The sequence below is a fragment of the Gordonia bronchialis DSM 43247 genome (genome assembly GCF_000024785.1).
Classification (GTDB): Bacteria; Actinomycetota; Actinomycetes; order Mycobacteriales; family Mycobacteriaceae; genus Gordonia; species Gordonia bronchialis.
In genome coordinates this window covers 2,907,670-2,932,091 of the sequence record NC_013441.1, presented here as the reverse complement: position 1 = coordinate 2,932,091, position 24,422 = coordinate 2,907,670, and the positions used below count along the sequence as shown (strand labels likewise).

Sequence of the window (24,422 nt, the reverse complement as noted above, 5' to 3'; positions counted from 1 at the left end):
CACCCGGCTGATGCTCCATCTGCACCGGGCCGAGCGCACCGACACTCTCGCCGACGCGCTGGCCGACCTCCTCGCGACCCCGCTCGACGATCCGATGAGTCCCGAGATCGTGGCGGTGCCGGCCGCCGGCGTGGAACGCTGGTTGCAGCAGCACCTTGCGACCCGGATCGGTTGCGGGACAACACGATCCGACGGAATCGCGGCCAACATCGAGTTCCTCTCACCGGCCGCGCTCGCCGATGCGGTGACTGCCGCGCTGCTCACCGAAGCGGCCGGCACCGACACAGCGAACGCCGGTCACGAACACAGCGCCGGCGGCGGTGCGGACGATCCGTGGCGACCCTCCGTCCTGGTGTGGTCGGTGCTGCGCGTCCTCGACGACCGCATCGACGACCCCGAACTCGCGATGATCGCCCGCCACGTCGGCGGCGGCGACGAGACGTCCCCGCGGATCGGGCGCCGGTTCGCGACGGCCCGGCATCTGGCCGATCTGTTCGAGCGGTACGGGCGGGCCCGGCCGACGATGCTCGCGGCATGGGCGCAGGGCCGAGACGAGGACGGCGCGGGTGGTCACATCGGCGCCGATCTGTCGTGGCAGCCGGGATTCTGGCGTGCGCTGCGCGCCGAGGTCGGGCGCCCGCATCCCGCCGAGGCACTCGGCGACCTGTGCGCCCGGCTGCGGGCGAACCCGGCGGTGACGGATCTGCCCGAACGTCTTTCGGTGTTCGGGCCGACTCGCGTCACCGAGGAGTTCCGTGCCCTGCTGGTTGCGCTGGCACGTCATCGTGACGTGCATGTGTTTCTACCGCACCCGAGTCCGGTTCTGTGGGAAGCGATCTCGTCATCGACCGTGGCCGGTGATCGGCCGGAGGAGACGCATTCGCCGCGCCGGGCCGACCGTCGGCTGCCGGCGATCGCCCACCCGTTGCTGGCGAGCCTGTCGCGGGATGTGCAGGAACTCGAGTTGCGCTTGCAGCCGCATGCCGACGTCGACGTCCACCACGAGTCGGTGCTCGGCCATCGCCCGACGCTGCTGGGTGCGCTGCACGCCGGTCTGTGCGCTGATGACCTGAGACAACAAGCGGTACCGGCGGATTCATCGGTGGAGATCCATGCATGTCACGGACCCGAACGGCAGGTCGAGGTCCTGCGGGACCGGCTGTTGCATCTGTTTGCCGACGACCCGACCCTGCAGCCCCGCGATGTCTTGATCATGTGCCCCGACGTCGAGACGTTCGCGCCGCTCATCCGGGGCGCTTTCGGGCAGGCCGGTCTGGCGCACCCGGCCTTCGCGTTGCGCGTGCGGCTGGCCGACCGTGGGGTCCGGCAGGTCAACCCGATCCTGGACGTGGTGGGTGCGGTGGTGGAGTTGGCCGCCGGACGTGTGAGCGCCGGTGAGGTCGCCGACCTGTTGGGTCTCGAACCGGTGCGGACCCGTTTCGATCTGACCGATGACGATCTGGATCGGGTACGGGACTGGTTGGCGGGCAGTAATGTTCGCTGGGGAATCGGGCTCGGGCAGCGGGCGCGTTTCGGGCTCGACGGTTTCGGTCAGGGCACCTTCGAGGCGGGGCTTGATCGCATCCTACTCGGTGTGGTGGCCGAGGAGCAGGACGGCGAGTGGCTGGGTACCGCACTCCCGCTCGCCGGGGTCGAGAGCACCGAGATCGACCTCGCCGGCCGCTTCGCCGAGTTCCTCGCGCGATTGTCGACCACCCTCGAGGCCCTCACCGAGACCGGCCCACGTGATCGATGGCGCGACGCTCTCACCGGCGTCGTCGATGCCCTCACCGCGACCTCACCCGGCGACGATTGGCAACGGGCCCAGGCGATCCGGTTGATCACCGACGCATTCGGCGAGTCCGGCCCCGCCGAGCCGACCGTGCTCCGCCTCGCCGATGTGCGTGACCTGATGGCCGCACTGCTCGCCGGGCGGCCCACCCGCTCGAACTTCCGCACCGGTGAACTCACGGTCTGCACGATGGTGCCCATGCGGTCGGTCCCGCATCGTGTCATCGTGCTCCTCGGCATCGACGGCGAGGTGTTCCCCCGCGTCCAGCGCATCGACGGTGACGACCTCCTGGGCGTCGATCCGCTTGTCGGCGAACGCAACCCGCGTGACGAGGACAGACAGTGCTTCCTTGACGCAATCTGCGCCGCCACCGAGACGCTGCTGGTCTTCTACTCCGGTGCCGACCCGGTCTCCGGTCGTCGGATCCCGCCCGCCGTCGTGGTGAGTGAACTGGCCGATACATTGCGCACCCTCATCGATCCCGCGAGATCGCCTGCGGCCGCCGTGGATCCGGTGCGACATCACACGCTGCACGGTTTCGATCAACGCAACTTTCTCGACGGCGGCGTCGCGGGTGTGGCCGGCCCGTTCAGTCACGACGCCGAACTGCTCGACGGAGCCCGTGCGATGCGCACGCCCGCCACCACCGCGGTCCCGATGGCCGCGCGCTCGGTGCCCGTTGACGACGATCCGGACGAGGCCGGCGACATCGACCTCGACCTGTTGATCGAGTTCCACACCGACCCGATTGCGGGCTACCTCCGCCAGCGACTCGGCGCACGAATTCCACGCGCGGAAAGCGCACACGACGATCAGCTCGACGTCGATCTCGATCCCCTGGAATCGTGGGGTATCGGCGAACGATTCCTGAAACGCATGCTGGGCGGCGCCTCCATCGAGGAGTGCCAGGCCGCCGAGCTCCGCCGGGGAACGTTGCCGCCCTTCGCCTTCGGGACCCGCACGCTGGCGTCGATCTCGACCGTGGCGCAGAATCTGTACCGCAACGTCGCCGTTCTGCGCGACGGGTCGCCCGCGATGCTCGACGTGGACGTGACCCTGCCGGACGGACGCCGTCTGTATGGCACCGTGCCGAACGTGTTCGGCCAACGCTTCGTCACCGCTACGTACTCTCGGTTGAAAGCCAAACAGCAACTGACGGAATGGATTCGGATCGTCGCGGTGGCGGCCGCCGCCGATCAGGGAAACCCGGTCGCCGGTCGGGTGGACTCCGGTGTCGTGGTGGGGCGCGCCGCCAGGGGTGCGGGTGCCGCGCGGGTCACCTTCGGCCGGCCCGACGACGCCGCACGTATCCTGCACGACCTCATCCGTATCCGGGACGCCGGCCTCGAGCAGCCTCTGCCCCTGCCGGCCGAGGCCGCGGCGGCCTTCGCGCAGCATGATGCCGGTGGGCGCCGGCCCGATTGGGGTCTGGTCAACGCGCGCCGGTCCTTCTCCGGGAAGTTCGGCGCCCATCTGCAACCTCATGTGCGCCTCGTGTTCGGCGGTGATGCGCTCGCCGAGGTCACCTTCGAGGACATCCTGGCCCGAAAGGCGGTCGAGGACAACGTTCTGGCCGGCATCATGGCACCCGCCGATCCCGATGACCCGCTGTTCTGTGCGCTTGCCCGGGCCATCTGGTCGCCGTTGCTGCAGAACGGGGAGGGCATCGCGTGACGGAATCGACCCGAGCACCCCACACCTTCGACATCGCCGAGGACCTCCCCGCGCAGACGACGGTCCTGGAGGCCAGCGCGGGCACCGGCAAGACCTATGCGATCGTCAGCCTCGCCGCGCGCTACCTCGCCGAGGGGGTGCCGATCTCCGGGATGTTGCTGGTCACGTTCAGCCGCGCGGCCACCGCCGAACTACGCGAACGCATGCGCGAGCGGGTCCACGGATTGGTCGGCGTACTCGCTGATCCGGCGTCGGCGGCGCAGTCGGCGGATCAGCTGCACCGGCTGCTGGCCGCCGGGACCGCCGAGGATGTCGCGCGGCGCCGCGCCCACCTGGTGCGGGCCCTGTCGGACTTCGACGCCTCGACCATCGCGACCACCCACACCTTCTGCAATCGGATGCTCGAGGCCCTCGGCTTCCTCGGGGAACGGGAGATGGTGTACCGGATCGTCGAAGAGGTCGACGAACTCACCGACGAGGTCGCGCTCGACCTCTATCTCCGCGGCTTCTCCACCAGTGAGGCACCGGATTTCAGCCTGGCCGAGGCACAGCGGATCGCTCGCGACGCGGTCCGGCAGGCGGCCGTGGCGCTAGCACCCGAGGCGGCCGAACTGCAGGACGCCGGGGAGCCCGGCCGCGTGGCTGCGCGGCGGGTGCGGTTCGCGGCGCGGGTACGGCAGATCGTCGAGGCACGCAAGCGGACATCGCGACTGCGGACCTACGACGACCTGCAGACCATCCTGCACCGCATCATCACCGATCCCGACGTCGGCGAGGCGGCCTGCCGGCGCATCCGGAGCACCTTCGCGGTGGCCTTGGTCGACGAGTTCCAGGACACCGATCCGCTGCAATGGGACATCGTCCGGCGTTGTTTCCACGGGCACCGGCGCCTCGTGCTGGTAGGCGATCCCAAACAGTCCATCTACGGCTTCCGGGGCGCGGAGGTGCTCAGCTATCTGTCCGCGGTGCGTTCTGCCGACACCCTGCGCGCCCTGGACACCAACCGCCGCTCGGACGGCGACCTGGTGGCATCCCTGTGGACGCTCTACGGCGGCGCGACCCTGGGGCATCCGGGCATCGTGGTGCATCCGGTGGGTGCCGCCCACGCGGGCAGTCGCCTCGACGGCGCGGTACCGATGCAGGTGCGCGCGTTCATGCGGACCGATTTCAACCGGCTGAACTCGCTGGGGGTGCCGTCGGCGCCCGATGCCCGCGCCCGGATCACCACCGACGTCGCCGACCACATCTCCTCCGCGCTGTCCGCCGGCATGACGATCGTCGTCGACGGTGCGCGACGACCGGTCGAACCCGGTGACATCGCGGTCCTGGTGCGACAGAACAAGACCATCGAACCTTTGCAGACCGCACTCGCGGCGCGCGGCGTGAACGCGGTGATCGGGTCCGGCGTCAACGTGTTCGAGACCTCGGCCGCGCAGCACTGGTTGTGGGTGTTGCGCGCCGTCGAACAGCCGTCCCGACCTGATCGTGTCCGGCTGGCGGCCCTCACACCGCTACTCGGCTGGACACCGGAACGCCTTGCGGTGCAGGCAGAGACGGGCACCGCCGAACTCGGTGCCGGATTCGCAGCGCTCGGGCAGGTCTTCGGCGAATGTGGATTCGCCGCGATGGCACAACGCCTCATGGCGCAGGAGAACGTCGCGGCCCGGGTACTCGCCATGCGCGGGGGAGAGCGGCTGCTCACCGATCTCCTGCAGATCTCCGCACTGTGCAACAAACAGGTGGTCGAGTCCGGCGAGGGCATCAGCGGTCTGGTCGAATGGCTCGCCGACCGGATCGCCGACAGCTCCCGCCGGCAGCGGCACGAGGACCAGAGCCGACGGCTCGAACGCGACACCGAGGCCGTCCAGATCATGACGGTCCACGCCAGCAAGGGATTACAGTTCCCGATCGTCTACGTCCCGTTCGGCTGGGACGGTACCTGGATCGACGAGGAGGGGGATCTCACCTTCCACGACGACGAGGGCACACGACTCCTCGACGTGGCCGGACCGGGCGCGCCGGGGCGGGGGACGCGGCGAGCCCGCTACGCCGAGGAGGTCGCCGGCGAGGATCTGCGGCTGCTCTACGTCGCGCTCACGCGGGCGCAGTCGCAGGTGGTGACGTGGTGGGCGCCGACGGCCAACACGCCGACCGGTCCGCTGCACCGGCTGATCTTCGGTCGCCAACGAGCACTGGCCGAGCGGTCCGGCACCGACCCGCAAGCACCCTGGACCGTCGCGAAATCCGTCGACGTGCCCGACGACGTCGAGTGCGTCACCGTGCTTCGCCAACTCGCCGAGCGTGATTCGCGAATCGAGGTGTCGCCCGCGGGCCGGCTGCCCACACCCCCGGCCGGACCGGCGGGAGACGACCCCGCCGATCTGCCGGTCCTGAGCGCGGCGGCCTTCGATCGCAGGATCGATCAGCAGTGGCGTCGAACCTCGTACTCCGCCATCATCGCCGGCGCCGCGCACGGGCCGTCGGCGGTCGAGACGGGCAGTGAACGCGACGGTGCGCGCCTGGACACGGCACTCGACGATGAACCGATCGAAGCGCCGGAACCGCTGGCCGGCAACGTCATCGAGGACGAGTCGGGTGAGCGGACCGGCACGCCGTCGCCGATGTCCGGACTATCCTTCGGTGCGGGTTTCGGCACACTCGTTCACGAGGTCCTGGAGTACGTCGACACCTCAGCACCCGACATCCGGTCGCACGTGGCGCAGCTCGTCGCGCGCGCCGCGGGGGTGCGTGGTGGCACCGTCGACGTCAATGTCCTGACCGACGCGTTGGTCGGTGTGCTGACCACCCCGCTGGGGTTCGGTGACCTGTGGAGTATCGCCCCGCGGGATCGGCTCGCGGAGTTGGACTTCGAGTTGCCGCTCGGCGACGACGCCGCGTCCGATGAGACCGAGACCGGGGCGACGGTAGCCGAGATCGCCGACCTGATGGATCGCCACCTGGGTGCTGACGACCCGTTGCGGCCATACGCGCAGGTATTGCGCGGGGTCCCCGCTGCGCGGCTGCGCGGCTTCTTGACCGGCAGCATCGACTCCGTGCTGCGTGTCCCGGACGGCCGCTACGTGGTGGTCGACTACAAGACCAACCGGCTGCGTCCCGGGGAGTTGATGGTCGAGGACTTCCATTCCGGGGCGATGGCCACCGAGATGATCCACGCCCACTACCCACTGCAGGCGTTGCTGTATTCCGTTGCGCTGCACCGATATCTGCGATGGCGGATCGCCGGCTACACGCCGGAGCACCACCTCGGTGGTGTGCAGTACCATTTTGTGCGCGGAATGGCGGGACCGTCGACGCCACCGGGATGCGGTGTCTTCGAATGGAAACCACCGTCGGAGCTGGTCACCGCGATCTCCGATCTGCTGGCGGGGGTGCGCCGATGACCACACCGGGGCCTGGGGTCGATCTCACTGCTGCCGAACCGTATCGAGTGCTGGGCGGGGCCGGGATTCTGGCGCGGTGGAACGCAGCCGGGGTGCTCGCGGCCGCCGACGTGCACGTCACCGACCGCCTCACCAGGATGTGTGGAGAACCGCTGTCTGACCTGGCGCTGTTGGGCACCGCTCTGGCGGTGCGCGCGGTACGTCTGGGCTCCACCTGCCTGGCCCTGGACCGGATCGGCGACATCCCCGGCCTGCCCGATCAGCCGGACCTCGTGCTGCCGGCGCCGGCCGAGTTGCTGAGCGAACTCCGCAGGTGTCCGCTGGTCGTCGGGACCGGTGCCGGCCCGCTGCGGCCATTGATGCTGATGGGCTCCGACGACGGTCCATTGCTATACCTGCAGAAGTACTTTCGGCAGGAGGAGACCATCCGGACAGTGCTGGCGGCTCGGGCCGCCACGTCACCGCAGGTCGACCCGGATCGGTTGCGGTCGGCCATCGACACCGTGTTCGGAGACGTAACATCCTCGGAGACTGTCGATCTCCAGCGGCTCGCCGCAGCGGTGGTGGCTAGTCGGTGGACCACTGTCCTCGCCGGTGGTCCCGGCACCGGTAAGACCTACACCGTCGCGCGGATTCTCGCCGTTCTGCAGATCGTGCACGGTGGCAGCCTCCGCGTCGGCCTGTGCGCGCCCACCGGTCGGGCCGCCGCACAGCTGCAGGCCTCCGTGTCGCCGGGGGGTTCCGCCGGGCTCGATCCGACGCTGATCACGGGTGCCGGCGCACTACACGCGGTGACTGTTCACTCGTTGCTCGGGTGGTATCCCGGGTCCAATCCGCGTTTCGGCCGCGGACACACCCTGCCGCATGACGTCATCGTCGTCGACGAGACCTCGATGTTGTCGATGACCGCGATGAGCCGGGTCCTCGACGCGGCACGGCCGGATGCGCGGGTGATCTTCGTCGGCGACCCGCATCAGCTCGCCTCGGTGGATGCCGGCGCGGTACTCGCCGATCTCGTGGAACGCACCGACACCGATCCGGGGCCGGCCGCAGGGGAGTCCGCGCATGCCTCGATCGCGCTGCAGGCGGCCGGTATCGGACCGGAACGGGTCAGCGCCGAGGCCATCGGGCCCGGCGAGGCGGCCCGTATCTCGCGCGGCGTGATCACCCTGCGTCGCGAGTACCGGTTCGGCGGCGGGATCGCCGCGGTGGCCGCGGCGGTGAACGCCGGCGACGCGACCCGGGTCATCGACCTGCTCACCGATCCCGACGTGAGCGACATCGAGCTCATCGCCCCCGACAACATCGACGCGACCCGTCCCGACGTCACCGCCTGGGGACGCGAGTTGCGCACGGCCGCACTGGCCTGCGACGCACACGCCGCCGTCGAGGCGCTCGACTCGCATCGCGTGCTGTGCGCCCACCGCGAGGGATACTGGGGGGTCCGAGGGTGGTCGCGGCGGGTCGCCGAGTGGCTCGGGCACGACGCCGATCGTCCGGGATGGTTCGCCGGACAGCCAATCCTGGTGACCGCCAACGACCGTCAGACCAGAACCTTCAACGGCGACACCGGCGTGATCATCCGCGACCCGCACAGCGGTGATCCGGACGACCTGCGGGTCGCGTTCCGGCGGGGCGGCGAGGTACGGCTGCTTCGCCGCACTCAACTCGCCGAGATCAGCACGGTGTACGCGATGACCATCCATCGCAGTCAGGGCAGTCAGTTCGACCGGGTCACCGTCGTCCTGCCACCATCCGGTTCCGAGTTGCTGACCCGGGAGCTGCTCTACACCGCGATCACCCGCGCCCGCACCGCCGTTCGGGTCGTCGCCGCCCCGGACGTGGTCCGCGCCGCGGTCGAACGCCGGGTCCAGCGGGCCAGTGGCCTGCGCTCGCCGGTGACCCCCCTCGCCCCCCGCTGACCGTGCGCCGAATCCCGTTGAGTGGGTAGCCTCGCCGCTCTCCTGGAACGGTCGGTCGACGACGGTTCCGGGGATGATCAGCCGACGACGAGGTCACATCCGCCGGGGACCAGGTCTCGCCGCTGGTAGTTCTCCGAGCCCAGCAGCCGGAATCGGAGATCGTCGGGCAACGACATGAACATGGAGATCGTTCGGCTACGGTCGATCTCACTGCGGTGGCAGTTGATCGCGGCCGACTTCTGGGTGAGGAACTCCGTCACATCGAGGCGGAGGTCGATGGCGTCGTCGGCCGTGCCGGGCAGATGCTCGCGGGGGACAGCGGCAAACAGTACCGGGGCGAGTTCGTCGATCATCCACTCCGGGATCGTCGCGAAGTACAGTGATTTGACCTGCCACGGGTCGCCGGCGTCGAGGTAGAGCGAACGGCAGGCGGCGGCGTCGGCGGCCGCACAGGCCAGCCGGTGGGCATGGACGTGGTCGGGATGGCCGTAGATGCCGAAGGCGTCGTAGGTGACGATGATGTCCGGGTGCAGTGTGCGGATGTGGGCGCTGAGTTCACGGACCTGCTCGTCGAACGGGGCGGCGCAGAATCGCGGCCCGCCCGGCGCGGAATCGGGTACCCGGTCGTCGGCGTAGCCGAGGAGGATCGGGGAGCGGGTGACCCCGAGGGCAGTGATGGCGTCCAGCAACTCGTTCGCGCGAGGCGTGCTCTCCGCCCAGGTGCACATCACCAGATCCAATTCACCGCCGGCCTGCAGATGCCGGGCGATCAGCCCGCCGGTCCACATCGACTCGTCGTCGGGGTGTGCGTGCACGAACAGCAGTCGGGGTGTGCCCATCCACCTGGCTTCCTGGTCGGGCCCCGTCGGCAGCCTGCGGTCCGGTCGGCGGTCGGGGGTCGGATTCCCCATTCAGGGTACGGGGTCGGGCAGGGCCACCATCGGAGCATCGTCGTGGTCTCGGTAAAGTTCTGCTCGTCATGCAACAGTCGTGACCGCGGCCGGCGCCGGCCGCGCGGCGATCACAAGTACATTGTGGAGGGCGGCAATGACCTCACAGGTCCACGAATTCCAGGCGGAGACCCGGCAGCTGCTGGATCTCATGGTTCATTCGGTCTATTCCAACAAGGACAGCTTCCTGCGGGAGCTGATCTCCAACGCATCCGACGCGCTGGACAAGGTGCGCCTCGAATCGTTGATGAACTCCGAACTCGACGTCGACACCACCGATCTGCACATCACCCTCGACCCCGACGCCGAGGCGCGGACACTCGTCATCGCCGACAACGGGATCGGCATGTCCCGCGAGGACGTCGTCGGCCTCATCGGCACAGTGGCCCGCTCCGGCACCGCAGAGCTGCGCCGGACCCTCGCCGAGGCGAAGCAGGAGGGCGACTCCGGTGCCGCAGAGGAACTGATCGGCCAGTTCGGCATCGGCTTCTACTCGACGTTCATGGTCGCCGACAAGGTGACCCTGGTGACCCGCCGCGCGGGCGAGACGACCGGGACCCGATGGGAGTCCACCGGCGACGGCACCTACACCATCGACGACGTCGACGACGCCCCGCAGGGCACATCGGTGACATTGACGCTCAAGCCCGTCGACACCGACGATCATCTCTACGACTACACCGACAAGGCGAAGCTGCGTCAGCTGGTCAAGAAGTACTCGGACTTCATCTCGTGGCCCATCCGGATGGACGTCGAGAAGACCGTGCCGATCGAGAAGGATCCCGACGCCGAGGGCGACTCCGACGACGAGCCGACCACGACGACCGTCGTCGAGACCGAGACCATCAACTCACGCAAAGCGCTGTGGTCCAAATCGCGCGACGAGGTGTCCGACGAGGAGTACCACGAGTTCTACCGCCACGTCGCACATGCCTGGGACGAGCCGCTCGAGATCATCACGCTCAAGGCCGAGGGCACCTTCGAATACCAAGCGCTGCTGTTCATTCCGAGTCAGGCGCCGTTCGACCTGTTCATGCGCGAGCGCACCAACGGCATCCACCTCTACGTCAAGCGCGTCTTCATCATGGACGACTGCGAAGAACTGATGCCGGAGTACCTGCGCTTCGTGAAGGGCGTCGTCGATGCAGCCGACCTGTCGCTGAACGTGTCCCGCGAGATCCTGCAGCAGGACCGCCAGATCCGCGCGATCCGTCGCCGGCTCACCAAGAAGGTCATCTCCACGATCACCGAGATGCGCGCCTCGCGGCCCGACGACTACCGCACGTTCTGGGACAACTTCGGCCGGGTGTTCAAGGAGGGTCTGGTCAACGACCCCGACAACCGCGAAGCACTGCTCAAGGCGTCGGCCTTCGAATCCACCCGGTCCGAGGACGAACTGACCTCGCTGGCCGACTACGTGACCCGGATGCCCGAGGGCCAGGACACCATCTATTACATGACGGGTGAGTCGCGTCAGCACATCGTGAACTCCCCGCACATGGAGGCGTTCAAGGCGAGAGGCATCGAGGTGCTGGTGCTCGCCGACCCCGTCGACGAGATGTGGGTGACCAGCGGAGCCGAATTCGAGGGCAAGACCTTCCAGTCCATCGCCAAGGGTGCCGTCGATCTGGACGGCGACTCCGACGACGAGGACTCGTCGTCGAAGGACGAGCAGAACAAGGCCTTCGAGGGTCTGCTCGGCTGGCTGGGGACCACGTTGTCCGACGACATCAGCGAAGCCCGGCTCTCCACGCGCCTCACCGAGTCGCCGGCCTGCCTCGTCGGTGACACCTTCTCCATGTCACCTCAGTTGGAAAAGCTGTATCGGGCGTCGGGACAACAGTTTCCGAAGTCCAAGCGTGCACTCGAACTCAATCCGGATCATCCGCTCGTGATCGGGCTCAACAAGGCGCACGCGAGCGGGAACTCCGACGAACTCGCGGCCACCGCCAAACTGGTCTACGGTATGGCGCTCATCGCCGAAGGCGGTGAACTCGACGATCCCGCCGAATTCGCCAAACTGCTTGCCGCGCAACTCACCAGCTCGGTCACCGAAGCCGCCGGTTCCAGCGCCGGAACCAGCGGTGACGCGACCACCGGTGACGCGATCGGCGAGGCATCCGAGTCCTGACCGGTACCGCGACCCCGCCGCCGACCGATCCCGTCGCACCCGTGCGACGGGATCGTCGGCGTGTGGTGGCCGACTGGCTGCACCGCCGTCCGTTCCTCGCTGGATTGGGCGTGGGGGCGGTGATCGTACTGGTTGTCGCCCTGGTGATCACCGCTGTTCTTCTCCGTCGTGACCCCGGTCCGACGAACGGCGTCGCGGACTCGCCGGAAGAGGCGGTGCAGACATATCTCAACGCCCTGGCCACCGCCGACGGCGCCGCGCTGGTGCGGGTGACCACACCCGCGCCCTCGGATCGGCTGCTCGGCGAGGCCGTCCTCCGACAGCAGCGGGCACTGAGCGCGATCACCGACATCGCGGTGATGCGGGCCGAGGCCGTCGGCGCCTCGGATCAGATCCGGGAGGTGCGGGCCACCTACCGTGTCGGTGATCGCGCCGCCGACGTCCGCTACCGCAGTGTCCGGTCCGGCAAGGGCTGGTTGGTGTCCAATGGCGTGCTGCAGATCGATCTCGATCCCGGCCGGGTACCCGGACCGACCCTCTTTGACGTCGAGATCGGCAGTCCGCGGACTCTGTACGTTTACCCCGGGCCGCAGGTGTGGGGGAGCGCCAATCCGTTCCTTTCTGCCAAAGTGGTTGACCCGCAACCATTTCCATTGGGTCCGCAGTCGCCGGTGCGCATTCGACTCGACGCCGAGCTCGACGACGCGGGTGTCAGGGCCGTCGGCAGCGCCGTCCGAAACCACCTCGAACGATGCGCCGGTTCCCGTGAGGCCGATGCGGCCACCGACCGCCCCGGTTGTTCGCAGACCCTCTATCGGTCGGCTCGGCCGGGCACCGTCCGCTGGAGGGCCCCGGACGACGCGTCCGGCCTGTACTCCACGCTCTCACGTGCGTCGGTCACCACCGTCGACGTGGCCGGTCCGGTCTCCTGGCAGGCGGACTACACGCCGACATACGTCTCCGACGGAACCACCCGGTCCGTGGCCGTCGATCAGTATCTGGTGGGTAGCGTCGACCTGACTGTGACACCCCCCGCATTTCTCGCCGAGTAGGTCATTCGCCCCACCTCGATTCGTGCACATGACAGCGCACCCTCTAGTGTGTTGCTCGATCAACGACGCTGGGAGGAATGTGATGACGGGTCCGGGTTACGGGGGAGACGGCTCGGGCGGGTTCCGTCCGGTCGACTACGGACAGACCGCGCCACACCAGAACTATGCGCCACACCAGAACTACGGCCAGCCCGGTGGTTCGGAGTTCGCGCCCACCAGCGCATATCAGGTGCCCGGCCCCGGATACGGGCCTCCGCCGCGGCTGCCACCGGCACGCAAATCGAATCGCACGCTGTGGATCATCGCGGGAATCGCCGCCGTCGTGATCGTCGCCGTGGTCGCGACCACACTGGCGCTGGTTCTCGGCGGTGACGACGACGGTGCGTCGAGCGCCGAAGACGCGGTGAAAACATATCTGAACGCCCTGGCCGCCGGCGACGCGGCGAAGGCGCTCAGCGTCGTCAAGACGCCGCCGTCGACGAAGCTGCTGACGAACGAGATCCTCAAGAAGCAGCAGGACACCGCCAAGATCACCGACATCAAGGTCTATGACAGCGACGGCGGCCTGGTGAAGGCGACCTACAAGTTCGGGAACCGCAACGCCGACATCGACATCCTGGTACGGCGCTCCGGTGGGTCGTGGCAGCTCGAGAACGGCGTGCTGGAAATCGATCCCAGCTACATCGAGGTGCCCCAGCTGACCCTGTTCGGCGTCGACGTCTCGCAAGAGGCCAAGCTGTACGTGTTCCCGGGTCCGCTGCTGTGGGGTTCCAAGAACCAGTACGTGACCGTCTCCGACGAGAAGTCGGGCGAATTCCCGCTCGGTCCCGAGTCCTACTTCTCCGTCTCGAGCAACGTCACACCCACCCTCAGCGAGGCCGGAAAGACCGCCGTCGCCAACGCCGTCAACACCTATCTGACCAATTGCGAGGGGTCCCGGGAGGCCCGCGCGTCGGTCGACAAACCGGGCTGTGAGCAGGACACCTACGCCAGTGCGCGGCCGGGAAGCGTCCGATGGACCAAGCCGACCCGCCTCGACGAACTGACGACCCGCTTCGACTACAGCGACGCGACCAAGGTCACGGTCTCGGGCTCCGTCGAATGGGGGATCAGCTATGTGTCGAACTACGGCAACACCCCGGAGACCGACACGGTCACCGAATACATGAACGGCAGCGTCGACCTCACCCAGAACCCGCCGACCTACACGGCGAAGTCCTGACTTCAATCGCCTGGGCGGGGGTCACCGCCCAGGCGGACCGGCCCGGGTCACCGAGTCGCCGAGCGGGTGCCCGGCGGGCAGCTCCAGCAGTGCGGTGACGCCGTCGAGTGTGGTGCCCCCGGGCGGCCCGATCGTGGCCCCGGGGGCGAGCTCGGTCATCGTCGCGATGAAAGTGTCGCGGATCAGTTCGCTCCGCGCGAGTACATTGCCCATCCAGCTGATGCGTGCCGGTCGTCCCGCCGACCAGCCGCTGCGGGTGAGTGCGGCGCCGGCCGAGGTCGCGAGCTCGGCTGCCGCACGTCGGCAGATATCCTGCGCGACCACGTCACCGCCGGCCGCGGCCGCATCGACGCGCTTGGCGAACGCGGCGGTTCGTGACACCCGGTCGGGCGAGCCCTGCAGCACCATGTAGAGCTCCGGCAGCGACCCGAAGACCTCTTCGGTGATGCGGGTGAGTGCGGTGTGTGTGCCACGGCCGTCGAAGTCGCGCAGCGCTGCCTCGATGCCGGCCCGCCCGATCCAGTAGCCGCTACCGGCGTCCCCGTAGAGATGTCCCCACCCGTCGACCCGGGCGACGCCGGCCGGCCCTACGCCCAGGGTCACCACGCCGGTACCCACAGCACACGTGACGCCCTCGGCGAAACCGTTGGCCGCCAGGTACGCCGAAACCGAGTCGTGCGCGAGCACGACGGTGGCGACACCCAGGTCGGTGAGCATGCCGAGCAGCACGTCGGCGCGGGCATGCTGCTCGGTCAGGCCGGAGACCCCGGCGGCGAGTGCGGTCACCGGGCTGCGGGCTGCCGACACCGCCTCGCGGGCCAGGGCCGCAACCTGCTCGACGACGGGCCGATCCGTGTAGACCGGCGCGGCGTCACGGTCGGGGCCGTCATCGATGCGCAGACGCGAACCCGTCTGGCCGCAATCGATGACGATCCGCGAACCGCCGGAACCAGGCGTGGGCGGCATGAGTCACAAGCTACCTGCTCACGCCACCTGCTCGATCACCTTCGGCATCGTCACCAGGGTGAGGTCGTTGGCGCGGTGAATCGGGTGGATGCTCACCCGGTGCCGTGCCGCTGCCGCGGTGAGCAGACTCGTCCACTCGACATCGTCGGCGGTGATCCCGTTGCGCCCGGGGCGGCTGAGCAGGAACGCCACCGACAGCGGCAGGTCCTCGGCGGCGAGATCGTGCAGCCGCATGAGGAAGACGTCGGCGAGGAACGCGTCGGGTCGGTCGGGCAGCTCGAGCTGGCATGCCGTGGGCAGCATCCGGGAGTCCTCGGTGAAGATGAACCAGAGGATCCGTTCGGAGAATCCGAGGGGACCCATCAGCGCACGCCAGCGCTGCCGGAGGTCGTCGGGGCCGTCGAAGGGATCGGTGACGGTATCGATGTGCGGAATCGGGGAATGATCGGTGAATGTCATGTGCCGATAGTGCGCCGCCGGGGGCCACTCCACGGTTGGGCCGTCCACAGCGCAATGCGACTGTGGACGGGACTCTTGACAGTTCGGGTCTCCCACGAAGCCATGCCAGACTGGGCAGATGAACCCGTTGCGCGCCACCGCGGTGAAGATCGGATCGATCTCCTGGATGCCGAACTATCTTCCGCAGATCGTGAAGTGTGACAGCGCATTACAGAAGGTGACCGGCGGGCGTCTGAGCCTGCTCGACATCGCGACGCTGCCGAATGTCACCATCCGCGTCCCCGGTCGCAGCAGCGGTGTCATGCGCACCACCAGATTGCTCGCCGTCCCCGACGGGGACGACTGGCTGATCGCGGGTTCCTACTTCGGTGGCCCGAAGATGCCGCAGTGGGTGTTCAACGTCCGTGCCGCCGACTCCGTGGAGATCTCCCGGCATCAGCGGACCTGGACGGCCGTGCCCACCGAACTCGACGGTGACGACCGCGCCGACGCCTGGCAGAAGCTGCGGACGGTGTGGCCGAATTTCGATCTCTACGAGCAGCGCACCGACCGCCGCATCCCGGTCTTCCGGCTCCGCCCCTCCTGAGCGCCTAGTCGCCGGTGAAATCCGGTGTGCGCTTTTCGAAGACGGCCGTGATCGCCTCGGTCAGATCCTTGCTCGGCAGGAACGCCGAGTTCCACGCCGCCACGTAGCGGAGACTGTCGTGAACCGCGGCACTGCGGGTGTGGTCGAGGACGGCCTTGATGCCATGTACCACCAGCGGTGGGTTGGCCGCGATCTCGGCGGCCGTCGCGCGGGCGAGTGCCAGGACGGCGTCCTGATCGTCGGCGACGTCGTTGACCAGTCCGATCTTCTCGGCGCGTGCGGCGTCGATGTCCCTGCCGGTGAGCGCCAATTCGCGCAGGTGACCGTCGCTGAGGATGAGGGGCAGGCGGGCCAGGCTGCCCACGTCGGCCACCATGCCCACCTTCACCTCGCGGACACTGAATCTGGCATCCGCACTCGCATAGCGGATGTCGGCGGCCGAGATGAGGTCGACCCCACCGCCGATGCACCAGCCGGAGACGGCCGCGATCACCGGTTTACGGCAGTCCGCGACAGCGGTGATCGCATTCTGCAGACGACGCAGGCTGTCCAGGAACTCGGTACGCGGACCGGCCTGTGCGCCGTCGGCGAGAACTGTGGCCAACGTGCCACCCATCGCCACGAGGTCGAGGCCGTAGGAGAAGTGTTTACCGGAGCCGGTCAGCACCACCGCGCGGACGTCGGGGTCGGCGTCGAGTTGGCCGAACAGCACGGGAAGCTCGCTCCAGAAGTCGGGACCCATCGCATTGCCCTTGCCGGGTCCGGTCAGGCGTACCTCGGCGACCCGGTCGGCGATGGTGACCTCGAATGCTTTCCATGTCTGTTCACTCATCCTCAGGAGACTACTAGGACGCCAACGCAGCGAGGCGCCGCCTGTTAGAACGAATGCACCGGGGTGACGCGACAAAATGGGAGGCAGGCAGAAGTGACCGGATACATCCAGGAGGACATCGATCCCGCGGAACTGGTGCGGCGGACGGCGGTGGCGCGCGAGCTCGCCGACGACGTCCGGGCCCTGGTCGCGGCGACCGTGGTGACCGATGTCGACGACGATGCCGTCGTCGAGGCGCGCAGGCATCTCGCCGCCGCCCGATCGATCCTCGAGACGAAGCGGATCGACGGTGCGTTCGGCGTGCGATTCAACTCCGACGGCACCAAGCGCGCCTGGGGCAACGCGGTCGTGGGGGAACGCAATCCCATCGCTCCGCCCGTGGATCTGGAACACGACGGCGAGCGCGTGTGGTCGGAGTTCGAGTTGGGGCCCCAGTACGAGGGGCCGGCCGGCCTGGTCCACGGTGGGGTCATCGCGCTCATCCTCGATCAGGTCCTGGGGTCGGCCGCCGAGCACGCCGGTGTACCGGGCATGACCGGGACACTCACCGTCCGCTACGTGCGGGGTACACCGCTCGGCGCGGTCCGGGTGGATGCCCGACTCGACCGGGTGGAGGGCATCAAGTCGTTCGTCACCGGCGAATTGTCCACGGACACAGGGGTATGCGCCCAAGCGGAGGGAATCTTCATCCTGCCCCGATGGGCGCGCGGTGAGGTCTCTGATCAACTCCGCCGCTCGGTGGGCGAGGGCTGAGCATCCCGGCCCGGGTCAGAATCCGCCGGATTGCCTGCGGTGCCACATGATCGGATCGGGGTCGAGATCCCCGACGTCGATGCCGGCATCCCGCAGCATCCATCGGACGATCTGCCGTCGGTGTGCGGAGAACGTGAGCACATGCGCGACGATCTGGGAGAGCAGAAAGGATTCGGGCGGTTCGCACAGTGCGTCGACGATGCGGTCCTGCCAGGCTCCGCGACGATCGATGTCACGGATTCCGGCGAGCCAGCGCGGTGCGAGGCGTTCATGCAGTTCGACCAGGGAGGCCACATCGTCTGGTCCATCGGCTGGTGTATCGGCACCCTCGATGGTGGCCAACCACGGTAGTTTGTCGGCGACGAGGTGAGACAGGCACTGCGCCAGGCTTTCCTCGGTCCCACTCCAGTCCAGCAGTTGGTGTCCGGCCAGTCGTGGCCGCCGGTATTCCTCGTCGTCGAGCGCCTTGGCGGCGTCGAGAAGTGCGGCGGTGTCGTCGAGGTCGTGCCGGATCATCATCATGACGACATTGCCCGCGCCCTCCGTCACCGGTGCGCCGTTGTCCACGTAAAGCACTGTCGGAGAGTGGAAGTGGATGCCATTGGGGGCATCGAGCCAGTGGCCGCGCTCGCCGAGTCGAGGCAGCCGACTGGGACTGTGCCCGAAGGCGCGCGTGAACGCACGCGCAAAGCCGTCCACCGAGTCGTATCCGGCTTCGAAAGCCGTCTCGGTGACCGACCGTCCCCGCTGCAGCCCCCAGGCGGCCCGCTCGAGCAGCACGCGTCGTCGAAGCGCGACCGGGGACTCGCCCGCGCCGCGGGTCACCTGACGGGAGAAGTGAAAGGTCGACGCGTAGGCCCCGCGGGCCATGTCCTCGAGATTGTCGTGGGAGTCGGCGAGGACGGCATCGAGGAGCTCGCGCAGTCGGTCACGGGAGTCGGACGTCATGTACCGAGTATGCGACGGCGCGTGCCCGACACACCCGACCGTTCTTGCCCGCCTGATCGGGAATGGCTCGTCAGTCCCGGCGCAACAGGGGTTCGAGTGCGTCGGTCTTGGCCGCGGTCCATCCCGGTGGCTGCAGGATCGCCGCCCACGCCCACGGGATCGCCGCCAGGTAGTTGTGTCCGTGGCCGTCGGGGACCCCGGTCGACACGGCCATGTCGGCGGACACCTGCAGGAAGGTGACGAACGGTATCCAGTGCATCGACGACAGCACGTCGGGACCGCGCTTCTCGCGCAACCAATCCGGCTTGTCCAGGATCAGATCCGGTGACCACCAGGTGATCGGATCGGAAGCGTGTTGCAAGTACACGATGCGGCCGGGTTTCCAGGGTGCGTCCGGCCGGGCGAGGTCGCCGGCATCGGCGATGAACCGGGCCTGCAGGCCGTCGTGGTAGATCGGCAGCCACTCGGGCGAGCCGGGATCGCGGTCGCGGGTGGTGTCGATCCACAGCGTGTTGTTGAACGTGGGGCCGACGAAGAGCGCGCCGTCGGTACGCGCGGAGAGCGCCGGGATGGTCCCGAAGGCGGACTCGGCGGCGAATGAGCCGAGGCTCTCACCGAAGACGACGACCTTGGGGCGCTGCGCCTCGGGGCGGGCACGGATGCGTTCGTCGACGGCCTCGAAGAGGGCGCGGCCGGCCTGCCGGGCCCGTTCCTGGTCGACGAGGAACGACAACCAGCTCGGCAGATACGAATACTGCATGCTGACCGTCGCGGTGTTTCCGTTGTACATGTACTCGAGCGAGTCGACGGTGGAGCGGTTGATCCACCCGGTCCCTGTGGTCGAACCGATGGCGACGACGGCGCGGTCGAGCCCGCCGGCCCGTTCGAGTTCGGCGGCCGCGAGTTGCGCGTTCGCGCGCAGGTCACTGCCGGAGCCAAGACCGACGTAGGAACGGATCGGTTCGGCGGCGGGAGCCCGGTTGAACGCCGAAAGCGCCTCTCTGGTGGGCCCGTTGGAGACAAAGATGCGTCCTTGCCGGCCGAGCGAGTCCCACGTGACCAGTGACCCGGGACCGCCCGACCGTAGCGACGACGTCGGCGGGGTGGAGTCGGCCGTGGTCTCGTCGTTGACGGCTGCGAAGGTGCTGTTCAGCCACTGCATCGAGTAGTTCGCGACCACGCCGTTGAGGACGAAGAGGGTGAAGACCACCGCCACTGTTCCGGCCACGACAGCCGAAACCCGGGGCGGCGCAATGAGTTCGAGCTTGCGTACGAGCCAGCGCACCGCGGATGCCCAGGCCTGGCCGATCGACATCAGCAGGAAGAAGACCAGGGCGGCGAGGACGACGGTCAGCGGGTAGGCGGTCCACGAGAGCCGTTCGACGCCCATCAGGTCGCGGATCTCGTCCTGCCGGTGCCCCCACCAGTAGATCATCACGGTCGTGCCGATCAGCGCGATTACACCCAGGACGGTCCAGAACCGCAGCCGTGCCGGCTGCCAGGGCTCGGGCCTCGACACCATGAACCGGGCGAGCCAGGCCAGGAAGACACCCAGGCAGTATCCGAGCGCCGCCGACGCGCCGCTGACCGCACCCTGGAACAGGGCTTCACGGGGCAGCAGCGACGGGGTGGCCGACAGCCACAGAAAGACCAGCGCGAAGGTCATGCCGACAAAGGAGTAGCGGCATCGCTGTCGGTACCACCACCCGTCGAGGCCGGATCGCGCGCGGGGGGTCGAAGTCGCGGTCCCGGTCGTCATCGACGCGGTGGGCGGCGCATCGGCGGCCGGGTCAGCTTGCCCACCGTCGGTACCGGCGGGGAGGTCGTCTCCCACGTCCGGCCTGCTGTCGGATACCGCGTCGCTGCTCACTGCGCTCCTCAGGGTCGGTGGACCAGCAAACACCACTAGGGTTTCCAGCCGGCGGGTGCGAGCACGTCCTGTTGGACAACGACGTCGGTCGGCGAACCCTGGGATGGTTCGCCGACCGACGCGCGTGACGTAGACGTGGTTACTGCGCCACCGTCTACTTCACTTCCGACCGGATCACCCGGACGATCCCCAGCGTCAGAGGGATCGCGATCCAGATGATGGCCGAGACCAGGAGACGGGCCCATTCACCACCGGTGGCCCATTCGCCCGACTGGAACGGCAGATTCGTCGAAGCGGTGTCCACCCACTGCCCGAGGTTCTCCTTGAACCACGGCACCAGTTCGGTCACCAGCGACAACGCCGTCGGCAGCGCGAAGTACGCGACGATCGAGCCCGGGGTGTTGAGAATCAGTGCGGCGAAACCGAATCCGAGCAGGAGCCCGAAGATCTGCAACACGACGGAGTTCACCAGGCCGGCCGCGGTGAAATCCCAGCTGCCCGCAGGCGAGGAATAGGCGATGCCCGCGATCAGGTTGCCGATCGCGCCGAGCACCAGCGACACGCCGACCGCGGCGACACCGGCGATCAATGCGGTGGCGAGTTTGGCCAGCACTATGCGTTCACGGCGCGGCTCCATCCCGAAAGTCGTGAGTGCGGTGCGCTGACTCCACTCGCCGGTGACCAGCAGGATGGCCATGATCGGCAGGATGATGCCGGTCGGGATGTTCATCATGCCGAAGAACTGGCCGTAGTTCAGGTTGTCGGGATTGTTGCGGTTGGCGATCAGCATCGCGATCATCACGACCAGCGAGATCACGCCGATCGATGCGATCAGCCAGAACCCGGCCCGCGTGTCGACGAGTTTGCGGAGTTCGACGCGGACGAGTCGGCGCAACGGAATCGTCGGCCGGGACAGGTCGACGCTGACCGGTGCGACGGTCGTGGTGGCGGTCATCGGAGCGCTCCTTCGAGGGTGGGCTGTTCACGTTGGGTTTCCGAGGTGAGCTGCAGGAACATTTCCTCGAGCTGGGCGCCGTCGGCGGGCCGGAGTTCGGTCAGCACCACCCCGACGTGCGCGGCGGCGCGGCCGACCTCCTCACCGGAGGCGTCGACGGTGAATCCACCGTCGTGCGACGGGGTCACCACCAGTCCGGCGGCTTGGAGCGCGGTCTGCAGGGCGGCATCGTCGAGCGACCGCACGCGGGTACCGGCTCCGGCGAGCAACTCTTCCTTGGTGCCGCGGGCCACGATGCGTCCGTGGCCGATGACGACGAGGTCGTCGGCGATGATCTCGATTTCGTGCAGCAGGTGCGACGAGAGCAGAACGGTGCCACCACGATCGGCGTAGTTGCGCAGCAGGGTCCGCATCCAGTGGATGCCGGCGGGATCGAGGCCGTTGGCCGGCTCGTCGAGGATGAGGATGCGCGGGTCGCCGATGAGTGCCGTCGCGATCCCGAGTCGCTGGCGCATGCCGAGGGAGTAGTTGCGCACGCGACGGTCGGCCTCGTCCGGGGTGAGGCTGACCATCTCGAGCATGTCGTCGACGCGGTCGCGGCCGACTCCCATCGTCATCGCGGCCAACCGGAGGATCTCGGCGCCGGTGCGTCCCGCATGCTGAGCCGAGGCGTCGAGCAACACACCGACCTGCGTTGCGGGGTTGGGGATCTCGCGATAGTCGGCACCGCCGACGAGGGCGCGTCCGGAGGTCGGGGGCGTCAAGCCGGCGATGATGCGCATGGTCGTGGACTTCCCGGCCCCGTTGGGCCCGAGGAATCCGGTGACCTGCCCGGGCCGGCAGGCGAAGGACACGTCGTCGACGGCCACGTAGTCGCCGTAGCGTTTGGTCAGATTCTCAACGGTGATCATGATCTCCAGCATCGGGTCCTCGACGCCTGCGCGCATCAGGCGACCGGCCGGAACAGATGGCCGAAAGTCGTAGAGGCTCTGGCCGTGAGTAGGGCGCCGCGTATGCGACGCACGGCTACCGTGGCGGTGTGCGTCCCGAGCAGTATCAGCCACCGCTGAGACCGATCAGTCATCTCTGGCGGCTCGCGTTGATGTTGCTCATCTCCGGGCTGGCATTGGGTTCGCGGGCCGATTTCCTGTGGGACGAGGCGCGATGGTGGCTCTTCGGCGATCTCGCGCTCGGCTGCGTCAGCTACGTCGTCATCTGGTGGCGTCGACGATTCCCGGTCGCCATCACCACCTTCCTCAACATCGTGGCGACGATCTCGAGCAGTTCAACCGGACCGGCTGCGCTCGCGTTGGTGTCGCTGTCGACGCGACGCCGATGGCGCGAGATCATTCCGCAGGCGGTCCTGAGTGTGGCGTGCGGGCTGATCGGGGTCACCTACGTCGCCACCCCGGCGGAGCAGGACGATCCGCTCCTGGTGTCGGCAACTTTCGTGGTCGCCTTCACCGCGGTACTGATTGCCTGGGGAATGTACATCGGATCGCGGCGCGAGTTGCTCGCCAGTTGGCGCGAGCGGGCGTTGTCGTCGGAGGCCGAACAGCAGGCCAAGGTCGACCAGGCCCGTTCGGTGGAACGCGCCCGCATCGCCCGGGAGATGCATGACGTTCTGGCACACCGCATCTCGGTGGTGAGTATGACCGCCGGCGCACTGGCTTACCGGACCGATCTGTCCACCGACGAGGTTCGCGCGACCGCCAAGACGATTCAGGAGACGTCGCATCTCGCCCTGACGGAACTCCGCGAGGTCCTCGGCGTCCTGCGCGAGGGACCCGGTGACGCCGATCCTGAGGATCCGCAGCGGCGGACCGCCGACCTCGCCGAGCTCATCGAGGAGTGCCGCGCGGCGGGTATGCGCGTGCACTACCACTGCGACGCCGATCTCGCCGGGTTGCCGGCCGCGGTGGCGCGCACGCTCTACCGCTGCGCCCAGGAGGCACTGACGAATGCCCGTAAGCACGCGCCGGCGTCGCTGGTGACGGTGCGTGTGAGCGGGGTGCCGGGCGAGGGGATCAACCTGCTGGTGGAGAACGCGCTGCCCGTCGGGACACTCACCGCGCCCGCACCGGTCTCCGGGTTCGGACTCGTCGGCGTCGCCGAACGAGTGGCGCTCAGCGGCGGCCGTCAGTCGGCGACGGTGACCGACGACAAGCGCTTCGTCCTCCATGTCTGGCTACCGTGGCAGCCATGACCGCACGCATCATGCTCGTCGACGACGACCCGCTGGTCCGGTCGGGACTCCGGTTGCTTCTCGGTGGCGACGCCGAGTTGTCGATCGTGGCCGAGGCCGCCGACGGACAGGAAGCCCTCGAGCGGCAGTCCGCCGATCCCGTCGACATGGTGTTGATGGATCTGCGGATGCCGCGGATGGACGGCATCGCCGCGACCGCCGCACTCAAGCAGCTGGCCGACCCGCCGAATGTCATCGTGCTCACCACCTTTGACGCCGACGACTACGTGGTGCGGGCGCTCGCCGTCGGGGCCGACGGGTTCTTGCTGAAGGACACCCCGCCCGACGAGATCGTCCACGCCATCAAGAGCGTGCTGGCCGGACGGCCGGCACTCAGCCCGTCGGTCACGGCCGCGCTCATCAAACAGGTCGTCGACGGTGGCGGGGTGCGCTCGGCACAGGCGGCGCAGCGCGCGGAATCACTGACCGAGCGTGAGCGTGACGTGGCCGTTGAACTCGCCCGCGGTGCCTCCAACGCCGAGATCGCCGAACGCCTCTACATGAGTCTGGCGACCGTCAAGGCACACATCTCGCACATCTTCACCAAACTCGACGCGACCAACCGGGTGCAGGTCGCCATCTGCATGCATGACGCCGGTTTGGCCTGACCCGAAACCATCGACCGGGCAGGCGAACTCGTTCATCGTGCATTGCGCTGCGCGCC

The 24,422-nt window shown here is 68.2% G+C and carries 18 protein-coding genes; 10 read left to right on the top strand and 8 right to left on the bottom strand.

What is annotated here, in order from left to right; translation table 11 throughout:
- Positions 1-10 precede the first annotated feature (10 nt).
- Genes recC through recD form a run of 3 tightly spaced genes read left to right on the top strand, consistent with a single transcriptional unit; the run spans position 11 to position 8,789 of the window.
- Positions 11-3,466: an exodeoxyribonuclease V subunit gamma gene (gene recC / locus GBRO_RS13625; RefSeq protein WP_012834487.1), complete on the top strand. Its 3,456-nt coding sequence runs from the start codon at positions 11-13 to the stop codon at positions 3,464-3,466.
- The gene (locus GBRO_RS13620; RefSeq protein ID WP_012834486.1) at positions 3,463-6,867 is read left to right on the top strand and encodes a UvrD-helicase domain-containing protein; all 3,405 of its coding nucleotides are present in this window, start codon (positions 3,463-3,465) and stop codon (positions 6,865-6,867) included. Before recC ends, GBRO_RS13620 begins: the two co-directional genes overlap by 4 nt.
- On the top strand, positions 6,864-8,789 hold the full coding sequence (recD, locus tag GBRO_RS13615) for an exodeoxyribonuclease V subunit alpha (RefSeq protein WP_012834485.1): 1,926 nt from the start codon (positions 6,864-6,866) through the stop codon (positions 8,787-8,789). Before GBRO_RS13620 ends, recD begins: the two co-directional genes overlap by 4 nt.
- A 77-nt stretch (positions 8,790-8,866) precedes the next feature.
- On the opposite strand, the gene GBRO_RS13610 is transcribed toward recD, so the two are convergent.
- Positions 8,867-9,628, bottom strand: a complete 762-nt coding sequence (locus GBRO_RS13610) for a PIG-L family deacetylase (protein ID WP_012834484.1) — start codon at positions 9,626-9,628, stop codon at positions 8,867-8,869.
- A gap of 208 nt (positions 9,629-9,836) precedes the next feature.
- Between GBRO_RS13610 and htpG the strand changes: the two genes are divergently transcribed.
- From htpG to GBRO_RS13595, 3 genes are all read left to right on the top strand, one after another.
- Positions 9,837-11,870, top strand: a complete 2,034-nt coding sequence (gene htpG, locus GBRO_RS13605; protein WP_012834483.1) for a molecular chaperone HtpG — start codon at positions 9,837-9,839, stop codon at positions 11,868-11,870.
- Positions 11,871-11,932: 62 nt separating this feature from the next.
- The gene (locus GBRO_RS13600) at positions 11,933-12,922 is read left to right on the top strand and encodes a hypothetical protein (RefSeq protein ID WP_012834482.1); all 990 of its coding nucleotides are present in this window, start codon (positions 11,933-11,935) and stop codon (positions 12,920-12,922) included.
- Positions 12,923-13,004: 82 nt separating this feature from the next.
- Entirely contained in the window at positions 13,005-14,144 is a 1,140-nt protein-coding gene (locus tag GBRO_RS13595; RefSeq protein ID WP_012834481.1) for a hypothetical protein, read from the top strand.
- Positions 14,145-14,165: 21 nt separating this feature from the next.
- Here GBRO_RS13595 and GBRO_RS13590 read toward each other — a convergent pair whose 3' ends face one another.
- Both GBRO_RS13590 and GBRO_RS13585 read right to left on the bottom strand, forming a co-directional pair.
- Positions 14,166-15,110, bottom strand: coding sequence for an N-acetylglucosamine kinase (locus tag GBRO_RS13590; protein WP_012834480.1), 945 nt, complete (start codon positions 15,108-15,110; stop codon positions 14,166-14,168).
- A gap of 18 nt (positions 15,111-15,128) precedes the next feature.
- The gene (locus GBRO_RS13585; protein WP_041919895.1) at positions 15,129-15,569 is read right to left on the bottom strand and encodes a hypothetical protein; all 441 of its coding nucleotides are present in this window, start codon (positions 15,567-15,569) and stop codon (positions 15,129-15,131) included.
- A 118-nt stretch (positions 15,570-15,687) separates the two neighbouring features.
- Between GBRO_RS13585 and GBRO_RS13580 the strand changes: the two genes are divergently transcribed.
- Positions 15,688-16,155: a nitroreductase family deazaflavin-dependent oxidoreductase gene (locus tag GBRO_RS13580; protein ID WP_012834478.1), complete on the top strand. Its 468-nt coding sequence runs from the start codon at positions 15,688-15,690 to the stop codon at positions 16,153-16,155.
- A gap of 4 nt (positions 16,156-16,159) precedes the next feature.
- Here the strand turns inward: GBRO_RS13580 and GBRO_RS13575 are convergent, their stop codons facing one another.
- A complete protein-coding gene (locus tag GBRO_RS13575) occupies positions 16,160-16,987 on the bottom strand; it encodes a crotonase/enoyl-CoA hydratase family protein (protein WP_012834477.1) in 828 nt (275 codons plus the stop codon).
- A 93-nt stretch (positions 16,988-17,080) separates the two neighbouring features.
- On the opposite strand from GBRO_RS13575, the gene GBRO_RS13570 reads away from it, so the two are divergent.
- The gene (locus tag GBRO_RS13570; RefSeq protein ID WP_012834476.1) at positions 17,081-17,740 is read left to right on the top strand and encodes a PaaI family thioesterase; all 660 of its coding nucleotides are present in this window, start codon (positions 17,081-17,083) and stop codon (positions 17,738-17,740) included.
- 15 nt (positions 17,741-17,755) lie between these two features.
- Here the strand turns inward: GBRO_RS13570 and GBRO_RS13565 are convergent, their stop codons facing one another.
- From GBRO_RS13565 to GBRO_RS13550, 4 genes are all read right to left on the bottom strand, one after another.
- Positions 17,756-18,688, bottom strand: a complete 933-nt coding sequence (locus tag GBRO_RS13565) for a helix-turn-helix transcriptional regulator (RefSeq protein ID WP_012834475.1) — start codon at positions 18,686-18,688, stop codon at positions 17,756-17,758.
- 70 nt (positions 18,689-18,758) lie between these two features.
- Positions 18,759-20,447, bottom strand: coding sequence for an alpha/beta hydrolase (locus tag GBRO_RS13560; protein WP_052298405.1), 1,689 nt, complete (start codon positions 20,445-20,447; stop codon positions 18,759-18,761).
- A 265-nt stretch (positions 20,448-20,712) separates the two neighbouring features.
- Positions 20,713-21,513, bottom strand: a complete 801-nt coding sequence (locus tag GBRO_RS13555) for an ABC transporter permease (protein ID WP_012834473.1) — start codon at positions 21,511-21,513, stop codon at positions 20,713-20,715.
- Positions 21,510-22,424, bottom strand: a complete 915-nt coding sequence (locus tag GBRO_RS13550; protein ID WP_041920518.1) for an ABC transporter ATP-binding protein — start codon at positions 22,422-22,424, stop codon at positions 21,510-21,512. Before GBRO_RS13550 ends, GBRO_RS13555 begins: the two co-directional genes overlap by 4 nt.
- A gap of 128 nt (positions 22,425-22,552) precedes the next feature.
- On the opposite strand from GBRO_RS13550, the gene GBRO_RS13545 reads away from it, so the two are divergent.
- Together GBRO_RS13545 and GBRO_RS13540 are read left to right on the top strand one after the other, a co-directional pair.
- Positions 22,553-23,719: a sensor histidine kinase gene (locus GBRO_RS13545; RefSeq protein WP_041919894.1), complete on the top strand. Its 1,167-nt coding sequence runs from the start codon at positions 22,553-22,555 to the stop codon at positions 23,717-23,719.
- A complete protein-coding gene (locus GBRO_RS13540) occupies positions 23,716-24,366 on the top strand; it encodes a response regulator (RefSeq protein ID WP_012834470.1) in 651 nt (216 codons plus the stop codon). The genes GBRO_RS13545 and GBRO_RS13540 overlap by 4 nt, the downstream gene beginning before the upstream one ends.
- Positions 24,367-24,422 lie beyond the last annotated feature (56 nt).

Bases quoted from the DNA above. Each gene is read 5' to 3' on its own strand.
- htpG (WP_012834483.1), top strand. From the start codon at position 9,837: ATGACCTCACAGGTCCACGAATTCCAGGCGGAGACCCGGCAGCTGCTG.
- recD (WP_012834485.1), top strand. From the start codon at position 6,864: ATGACCACACCGGGGCCTGGGGTCGATCTCACTGCTGCCGAACCGTAT.
- GBRO_RS13590 (WP_012834480.1), bottom strand. From the start codon at position 15,110: ATGCCGCCCACGCCTGGTTCCGGCGGTTCGCGGATCGTCATCGATTGC.
- GBRO_RS13585 (WP_041919895.1), bottom strand. From the start codon at position 15,569: ATGACATTCACCGATCATTCCCCGATTCCGCACATCGATACCGTCACC.
- recC (WP_012834487.1), top strand. From the start codon at position 11: ATGCTCCATCTGCACCGGGCCGAGCGCACCGACACTCTCGCCGACGCG.
- GBRO_RS13575 (WP_012834477.1), bottom strand. From the start codon at position 16,987: ATGAGTGAACAGACATGGAAAGCATTCGAGGTCACCATCGCCGACCGG.
- GBRO_RS13565 (WP_012834475.1), bottom strand. From the start codon at position 18,688: ATGACGTCCGACTCCCGTGACCGACTGCGCGAGCTCCTCGATGCCGTC.
- GBRO_RS13555 (WP_012834473.1), bottom strand. From the start codon at position 21,513: ATGACCGCCACCACGACCGTCGCACCGGTCAGCGTCGACCTGTCCCGG.
- GBRO_RS13595 (WP_012834481.1), top strand. From the start codon at position 13,005: ATGACGGGTCCGGGTTACGGGGGAGACGGCTCGGGCGGGTTCCGTCCG.
- GBRO_RS13540 (WP_012834470.1), top strand. From the start codon at position 23,716: ATGACCGCACGCATCATGCTCGTCGACGACGACCCGCTGGTCCGGTCG.
- GBRO_RS13580 (WP_012834478.1), top strand. From the start codon at position 15,688: ATGAACCCGTTGCGCGCCACCGCGGTGAAGATCGGATCGATCTCCTGG.
- GBRO_RS13610 (WP_012834484.1), bottom strand. From the start codon at position 9,628: ATGGGCACACCCCGACTGCTGTTCGTGCACGCACACCCCGACGACGAG.
- GBRO_RS13550 (WP_041920518.1), bottom strand. From the start codon at position 22,424: ATGATCACCGTTGAGAATCTGACCAAACGCTACGGCGACTACGTGGCC.
- GBRO_RS13560 (WP_052298405.1), bottom strand. From the start codon at position 20,447: ATGACGACCGGGACCGCGACTTCGACCCCCCGCGCGCGATCCGGCCTC.